The sequence below is a fragment of the Wohlfahrtiimonas larvae genome (assembly GCF_002006755.1).
Taxonomy (GTDB): domain Bacteria; phylum Pseudomonadota; class Gammaproteobacteria; order Cardiobacteriales; family Wohlfahrtiimonadaceae; genus Wohlfahrtiimonas; species Wohlfahrtiimonas larvae.
Genome location: NZ_MVDO01000280.1, coordinates 1 through 303, shown reverse-complemented (window position 1 = coordinate 303; position 303 = coordinate 1). Strand labels below are relative to the sequence as shown.

The window sequence follows — 303 nt, the reverse complement described above, 5'->3', positions numbered from 1 at the left end:
ACTGATGCAACAAAAGCCAAGTTATTTATGCCAGGACAAAGGGTGCATATTGAAAGCGATATTTTTGGCATTGATGCTGTTTACTTTCTAATGGGTTGCAGATATTCCTGCAGTAAATTTGATGGCACAACAACCTCATTAACATTTAAAGAAGATGGTATTTGGTTGCCTGAATCGAAAGGTGCTGGTCGCAAGAAAAATAAGAAATCAGATAATCGTGAAAAAGTAGTCGTAGATGTTCAAGGTTATGAAAAATGGTAGGAGTGAATGATGACAATTGGACGTAGGATAAAAGGAATTGCA

At 36.6% G+C, this 303-nt stretch carries 1 pseudogene; it reads left to right on the top strand.

The features are described from left to right. Positions 1–261: pseudogene (locus BZK14_RS13445) on the top strand (hypothetical protein); the annotation flags it as partial. Positions 262–303 lie beyond the last annotated feature (42 nt).